7 protein-coding genes are annotated in these 7,092 nt (G+C 56.4%); 5 read left to right on the forward strand and 2 right to left on the reverse strand.

The window, feature by feature from the left end:
* The first annotated feature begins 39 nt into the window (after positions 1 to 39).
* From hemE to NR114_RS23810, 5 genes are all read left to right on the forward strand, one after another.
* Complete coding sequence (hemE, locus tag NR114_RS23790; RefSeq protein ID WP_020828729.1) at positions 40 to 1,104, forward strand: uroporphyrinogen decarboxylase; 1,065 nt, start codon at positions 40 to 42, stop codon at positions 1,102 to 1,104.
* Positions 1,105 to 1,113: 9 nt separating this feature from the next.
* Positions 1,114 to 1,800 (forward strand): deoxyribonuclease V, encoded by a 687-nt coding sequence (gene nfi, locus NR114_RS23795; RefSeq protein ID WP_116691431.1) that lies wholly within the window; start codon positions 1,114 to 1,116, stop codon positions 1,798 to 1,800.
* 48 nt (positions 1,801 to 1,848) lie between these two features.
* A complete protein-coding gene (locus tag NR114_RS23800; protein ID WP_004953973.1) occupies positions 1,849 to 2,439 on the forward strand; it encodes a YjaG family protein in 591 nt (196 codons plus the stop codon).
* A gap of 188 nt (positions 2,440 to 2,627) precedes the next feature.
* The gene (gene hupA, locus NR114_RS23805) at positions 2,628 to 2,900 is read left to right on the forward strand and encodes a nucleoid-associated protein HU-alpha (RefSeq protein WP_012004757.1); all 273 of its coding nucleotides are present in this window, start codon (positions 2,628 to 2,630) and stop codon (positions 2,898 to 2,900) included.
* Between the two features lie 69 nt (positions 2,901 to 2,969).
* A complete protein-coding gene (locus NR114_RS23810; RefSeq protein ID WP_234530531.1) occupies positions 2,970 to 3,608 on the forward strand; it encodes a DUF1481 domain-containing protein in 639 nt (212 codons plus the stop codon).
* 45 nt (positions 3,609 to 3,653) lie between these two features.
* Here NR114_RS23810 and purD read toward each other — a convergent pair whose 3' ends face one another.
* Both purD and purH read right to left on the reverse strand, forming a co-directional pair.
* Positions 3,654 to 4,937 carry a phosphoribosylamine--glycine ligase gene (purD, locus tag NR114_RS23815; RefSeq protein ID WP_234530530.1) on the reverse strand — a complete coding sequence of 428 codons (1,284 nt, stop codon included), beginning with the start codon at positions 4,935 to 4,937 and terminating at the stop codon, positions 3,654 to 3,656.
* Between the two features lie 48 nt (positions 4,938 to 4,985).
* Positions 4,986 to 6,575 carry a bifunctional phosphoribosylaminoimidazolecarboxamide formyltransferase/IMP cyclohydrolase gene (purH, locus tag NR114_RS23820; RefSeq protein ID WP_149574113.1) on the reverse strand — a complete coding sequence of 530 codons (1,590 nt, stop codon included), beginning with the start codon at positions 6,573 to 6,575 and terminating at the stop codon, positions 4,986 to 4,988.
* Positions 6,576 to 7,092: the final 517 nt, after the last annotated feature.

Genomic DNA, 7,092 nt, shown 5'->3' on the forward strand with positions numbered 1-7,092 from the left:
TCGCTACAATAGCGGCAGATGAATAAGGGAGCCCCATAAATGAATGAGTTGAAGAACGATCGTTACCTGCGCGCGCTGCTGCGTCAGCCGGTGGATGTGACCCCCGTATGGATGATGCGTCAGGCCGGTCGTTATTTGCCGGAGTATAAAGCCACCCGTGCACAGGCCGGTGATTTTATGTCGCTGTGCAAGAACGCGGAACTGGCTTGCGAGGTTACGCTGCAGCCGTTGCGCCGCTTCCCGCTGGATGCGGCCATTCTGTTCTCCGACATCCTCACTATTCCCGATGCTATGGGGCTGGGGCTGTATTTCGAAACCGGCGAAGGCCCGCGTTTCTCCTCGCCCATTACCTGTCGTGCCGACGTGGACAAGTTGCCGGCCTTCGATCCGGAAGTGGAGCTGGGCTATGTGATGAACGCGGTGCGTACTATCCGCCGCGAGCTCAAAGGCGAAGTGCCGCTGATCGGTTTCTCCGGCAGCCCGTGGACCCTGGCGACCTATATGGTGGAAGGCGGCAGCAGCAAGGCCTTCACCAAGCTGAAAAAAATGATGTATGCGGAGCCGGCTACGCTGCACCTGCTGCTGGATAAGCTGGCAGACAGCGTCATTTTGTATCTCAACGCCCAGATCAAAGCCGGCGCGCAGTCGGTGATGGTCTTCGATACCTGGGGCGGCGTGCTGACCGGCCGTGACTACCGCGAATTCTCTCTGCATTACATGCATAAGATTGTCGATGGGCTGCTGCGTGAAAACGATGGCCGCCGCGTGCCGGTCACGCTGTTCACCAAAGGTGGTGGCCAGTGGCTGGAGGCTATGGCGGCCACCGGTTGTGACGCGCTGGGTCTTGACTGGACGACCGACATCGCTGACGCGCGCCGTCGCGTAGGGGATAAAGTCGCGCTGCAGGGCAACATGGATCCTTCTATGCTGTATGCGTCACCTGAGCGTATTGCCCAGGAAGTGGAAACTATTCTGGCCGGTTTCGGTCACGGTGAAGGGCATGTTTTCAATCTGGGTCACGGCATTCATTTGGATGTGCCACCAGAAAACGCCGGCGCCTTTGTCGAGGCGGTTCACGCTCAATCGGGCAAATACCATCGCTAAGGACCGGACGTGATAGATACTCAAGCCCTACGCGCGGAGCAATTGCAGCGCGCCTCGGAAGTGATTCGTTACGATGACTTCCAGACCGAGTCGCCGGCCTTTATTGCCGGTGCCGACGTGGGCTTTGAACAGGAAGGTGAGGTGACGCGTGCTGCCATTGCCATCCTGCGCTATCCATCGCTGGAGCTGGTGGAGTACCGGGTGGCTCGTGTCACGACCACCCTGCCTTACATTCCCGGTTTTTTATCATTTCGTGAATACCCTGCGTTGCTTGCGGCTTGGGAGCAACTGCAGCAGAAGCCGGACCTGGTTTTTGTCGACGGCCATGGTATCTCACACCCGCGCCGACTGGGCGTTGCCAGCCATTTCGGTCTGCTGGTCGACGTACCGACCATTGGCGTCGCCAAAAAGCGTCTGTGCGGTAAATTCGCCCCTTTGGACGCCGCCGTCGGCGCGTTGGCGCCGCTGGAAGATAAAGGCGAGCAGCTTGGCTGGGTGTGGCGTAGCAAGGCGCGTTGTAACCCGTTGTTTATCTCTACCGGCCACCGCGTCGGGGCAGACAGTGCGTTGGCCTGGGTACAACGTTGTATGGCGGGCTACCGTTTGCCGGAACCTACGCGCTGGGCTGATGCCATCGCCTCGCGCCGGCCGGCCTTCCAGCGCTGGTTGCAGCAGCATCCAGAGGTGTCGCAATGACCGATTTCGGGTACACTGCGGCGCAGATAACGCGTAAGAGAGTGAATAATGCTACGTAACCCGATCCATTTACGTCTGGAAAAGCTTGAAAGCTGGCAACATTTGACCTTTATGGCCAGTTTGTGCGAGCGTATGTATCCGAATTACCAGATGTTCTGCCTGCAAACCGAGTTTGGCGATCCGGCGATTTACCGCCGCATTCTGGATTTGGTGTGGGAAACGCTGGTGGTCAAGGACGCCAAGGTCAACTTTGACAGCCAGCTGGAGAAGTTGGAAGAGGCGATACCTTCGGCAGAAGATTACGATCTTTACGGCGTTTACCCGGCTATTGACGCCTGTATCGCATTAGGGGAACTGATCCATTCGCGACTCAGCGGGGAGACGCTAGAGCACGCGATCGCCATTAGCGAAACGTCAATTCGCACCGTGGCGATGTTGGAAATGACTCAGGCCGGTAAAGAAATGACCGACGATGAGCTCAAGGTTTTGCCTGCGGTAGAGGAAGAATGGGACATCCAATGGGAAATTTTCCGCCTGTTGGCTGACTGCGAGGAACGCGATTTAGAGCTGATCAAAGGCTTGCGTTCTGACCTCCGCGAGGCCGCGGTGAGTAATATCGGGATAAATTTAACGCAATAAGGCAAGAAAACGTGATTTAACGCCTGATTTGTCATGCCTTAAGGCTTCACATCCGCACCCTGTCTGGTCTACATTTGGGGGGCGTAAAAAAAGTGGCTATCGGTGCGTGTATGCAGGGAGTGCTGTCAATCGGCATATCCGTCGCACTCGATGCTTTGCAAACGATAAACACACTGTAAGGATAACTTATGAACAAGACTCAACTGATTGATGTAATCGCGGACAAGGCTGACCTTTCCAAAGCACAAGCTAAACTGGCTCTGGAATCCACCCTGGCTGCTATTACTGAGTCTCTGAAAGAAGGTGATGCAGTACAATTGGTTGGTTTCGGTACTTTCAAGGTCAACCACCGCAACGAGCGCACTGGTCGCAACCCGCAGACTGGTAAAGAAATCAAAATCGCAGCTGCTAACGTGCCTGCGTTCGTTTCTGGTAAAGCACTGAAAGACGCGGTTAAGTAATACTGCGTGTTGGTGAAAAGATTAAACAGGGGGGCAATAGCGCCCCTTTTGTTTATCCGACAGGCGCTCATGGTCATCGGCTTTGCCGGTGTCCTGAGCGCCTGCAGCAGTCATTCAGATCCCCCTGCCTTTAGTGCCAGCGGCTTTGTGGCCGACCAGGGCGTTATTCGCCTGTGGCGCAAAGACGACGATCGGCATCGCCCACAGGTGCTGATGAGTGTCTACAGTCCTTATCGCGGTCCGGGCACCGTCACCACGCTGTACGAATACCAAAACGGCGAACTGCGCCAGATTAAACGCACCGATGCCGATGGCGATCGTGACTCTATCCAACTTCGCTTCACCGATGACGGCGAAGTAAGCTTTATGCAGCGTCAACTGGCCACGCGGCGTGAACAACTGACCGCCGATGAAATCGCGCTGTACCAATATCAGGCGCGTCGAGTGCTTGAAGTGAGTAATGCGCTGCGTGCCGGCAATGTGAAACTGCTGCAGGGGCGTTGGCAACAGGGCACGGTGCAAACCTGCGATGGCCAAACGTTGAAACCAGGGCTGGACGGCAGTGCCGAAGCCTGGATTGAGCGTCGCGCCCGCAACAGCAGCCAACCGGTGAATATTGCCTGGTTGGATGCGCCAGAAGGGCGTGAACTGCTGCTGGTGGCAAACGACGATTTTTGCCGCTGGGAACCGAAAGAAGATCAGCTATAAAAAAGGCCCCGCATGGCGGAGCCCTCAGAGATTTTAGCGTTCAGATCATTTGCCGCGTGCAATCGCACGATAGCCAATGTCCTTACGGCAGAAGCTGCCTGGCCACTGAATGCCTTCCGCCAATTGGTAAGCGCGTTGTTGTGCCTGAGCCACCGTTTCACCCAGTGCGGTAACGCACAGCACGCGGCCACCGCTGGTCACCACGTCGTTACCCTGCATACGGGTGCCAGCATGGAATACCTTGCCGTCGGCGCTTTCTTGCTGCGGCAGACCCTGAATGACCTCACCGTTGTTGTAGTCACCCGGATAACCGCCGGCTGCCAGTACTACGCCCAACGCAGGACGTTCATCCCATTCAGACGTTTTCTCATCCAGCTTGCCTTCCGCACCGGCCAGGCACAGTTCAACCAGATCAGAGCGCAGACGCAGCATGATCGGCTGTGTTTCCGGATCGCCAAAGCGGCAGTTGAATTCAATGACTTTCGGTTGACCGTCCGCAGAGATCATCAGTCCGGCATAAAGGAAGCCGACATAGGTGTTACCTTCCGCCGCCATGCCACGCACGGTTGGCCAGATAACCTGGTCCATCGCGCGCTGGTGGATTTCATCGGTCACCACTGGCGCCGGGGAATAAGCTCCCATACCGCCGGTGTTCGGGCCGGTGTCGCCATCGCCGACGCGTTTGTGATCCTGGCTGGTGGCCATCGGCACTACGTTTTCTCCGTCTACCATAACGATAAAGCTGGCTTCTTCCCCATCCAGGAATTCTTCCACCACGATGCGGTGGCCTGCATCGCCGAAAGCGTTACCTGCCAGCATGTCTTGCACGGCGTCTTCCGCTTCCTGCAGCGTCATGGCAACAATCACGCCTTTACCGGCAGCCAGGCCGTCGGCCTTGATGACGATCGGTGCACCTTTACTGCGAACATAGGCCAGCGCCGGTTCGACTTCGGTAAAGTTTTGGTACTCGGCGCTTGGGATATTGTGGCGCGCCAGGAAATCTTTGGTGAAGGCTTTAGAGCCTTCTAACTGAGCTGCGGCCTGAGAGGGACCAAAGATTTTCAGACCGGCGGCCTGGAAGGCGTCAACCACGCCAATCACCAGCGGCGCTTCCGGCCCAACAATGGTGAGGCCGATATCGTTGCTCTGGGCAAAAGCGAGCAGGGCCGGAATATCGGTAGCGGAGATCTCGACGTTCGTAAGACCTGGTTCCAGCGCGGTACCGGCATTGCCCGGTGCTACGTAAACTTTGTCCGCCAGCGGTGATTGGGCTGCTTTCCAGGCCAGCGCGTGTTCGCGTCCGCCGTTGCCGATAATTAAAATGTTCATCAGGTGCTCCACGAAGGGCGTGCACCGCAGCGCACGCAGCAAAAAGGATTAATGGCGGAAGTGACGCATATCGGTAAAGATCATCGCAATGCCGTGTTCGTTGGCGGCGGCAATCACTTCATCATCACGGATCGACCCGCCTGGCTGGATCACGCAGGTGATGCCAACGGCTGCCGCGGCATCGATGCCGTCACGGAACGGGAAGAAGGCGTCGGACGCCATGGCCGAGCCTTTGACTTCCAGACCTTCGTCGGCGGCTTTGATGCCGGCGATCTTGGCTGAGTAAACGCGGCTCATTTGCCCCGCACCTATGCCGATGGTCATGTTGTCGCGCGCATAAACAATGGCGTTGGACTTAACAAACTTGGCCACTTTCCAGCAGAACAGCGCATCACGCAATTCCTGAGCGGTAGGTTGGCGTTCGGACACTACGCGCAGATCGCTTTCACTCACCATGCCCAGATCGCGATCCTGCACCAGCAAGCCGCCGTTGACGCGCTTGAAGTCCAGAGCGGCAACGCGTTGCTGCCATTGGCCGCAGGCCAGCACGCGGACGTTCTGTTTGGCGGCCAGCAGGGAGCGCGCTTCCTGGCTGATGCTAGGGGCGATAATCACTTCCACAAACTGACGACTGATAATGGCCTGCGCAGTGGCGGCGTCCAGTTCGCGGTTAAAGGCGATGATGCCGCCGAACGCGGAGGTAGGATCGGTTTGATAGGCACGCTCATAGGCTACCAGAATATCGTCGCCTATCGCCACGCCACAGGGGTTGGCGTGCTTGACGATAACGCAGGCCGGTTCGGCGAACTCTTTCACGCACTCCAGTGCCGCATCGGTATCGGCGATGTTGTTGTACGACAACGCTTTGCCCTGTAGCTGATCGGCGGTGGCGACAGAAGCTTCCTGAACATTCTCTTCTATATAGAAGGCGGCCTGCTGGTGGCTGTTTTCACCGTAGCGCATATCCTGCTTCTTGATGTAGTTAAGGTTCAGCGTGCGAGGGAAGCGACCGGAAGGCTGCTCGGTTTCGCCATGGTAGGCCGGCACCAGCGCGCCGAAGTAGTTGGCGATCATGCTGTCGTAAGCGGCGGTGTGTTCAAACGCCTTGATAGCCAGATCGAAACGGGTGGCGTATTGCAGTGAGCCGTCGTTGTTATCCATCTCGGTAATGATAGCGGCGTAGTCACTGCTTTTTACCACGATGGCGACGTCTTTATGGTTCTTGGCCGCGGAGCGCACCATGGTTGGGCCGCCGATGTCGATATTCTCTACTGCATCCTCCAGCGAGCAATCCGGGCGTGCCACGGTTTGGGCGAACGGATACAGGTTTACCACCACCATGTCGATCGGCTTGATGTCATGTTGGCTCATGATGCCATCGTCCTGGCCGCGACGGCCCAGAATGCCGCCGTGCACTTTCGGGTGCAGCGTCTTTACTCGTCCATCCATCATTTCCGGGAAGCCGGTGTAGTCGGAAACTTCGGTAACAGGTAGACCGGCATCTGCCAGCAGGCGAGCGGTACCGCCGGTGGAGAGCAGTTCAACGCCACGGCTTGAAAGCGCTTCGGCGAATTCAACGATACCGGCTTTGTCAGAGACGCTGAGCAGGGCCCGGCGGATTGGACGAGGTTGTTGCATGGTTTTATCCCTTGGCTTTGGAGTCGCAATAAAAGAGCGTTACGTGAATTTCCACCTTCTACTCTCTATAAGGAAAGGTTTTTCTCTCTATAAAGGGGGTATCAGGCACAAATTCAGGTAACGCCCCCATAAAAAGGGGAGCGTTTCGTCGCGGGGAATTGTAGCGAAAACGTTTGCGTGGCGCTCGTAAATTTTCCGTGCAAATGGCTTCTGTGGATAAGTTTGTGCACAACAGGGTATAAGGCGGGCTTTTGCTGTGGAATGCAGCAAACGATCGTTTTTGTCGAAAATACCTGTTGCGGCCTGCGAGGAACTCCCTATAATGCGCCTCCATCGACACGGAACATGTGAACAACTTCACAGAGTCTCCGGGGTTCGAAGAGAAAAATCCTGAAATTTAGGGGTTGACTCTGAAAGAGGAAAGCGTATTATACGCCACCTCGAGATAGCAAGCTACGGCGGCTAACTCACTGCTCTTTAACAATTTATCAGACAATCTGTGTGGGCACTCCACAAG

Origin of the sequence: Serratia sp. Ser99 (assembly GCF_024519545.1) — a bacterium.
GTDB lineage: Bacteria > Pseudomonadota > Gammaproteobacteria > Enterobacterales > Enterobacteriaceae > Serratia > Serratia liquefaciens.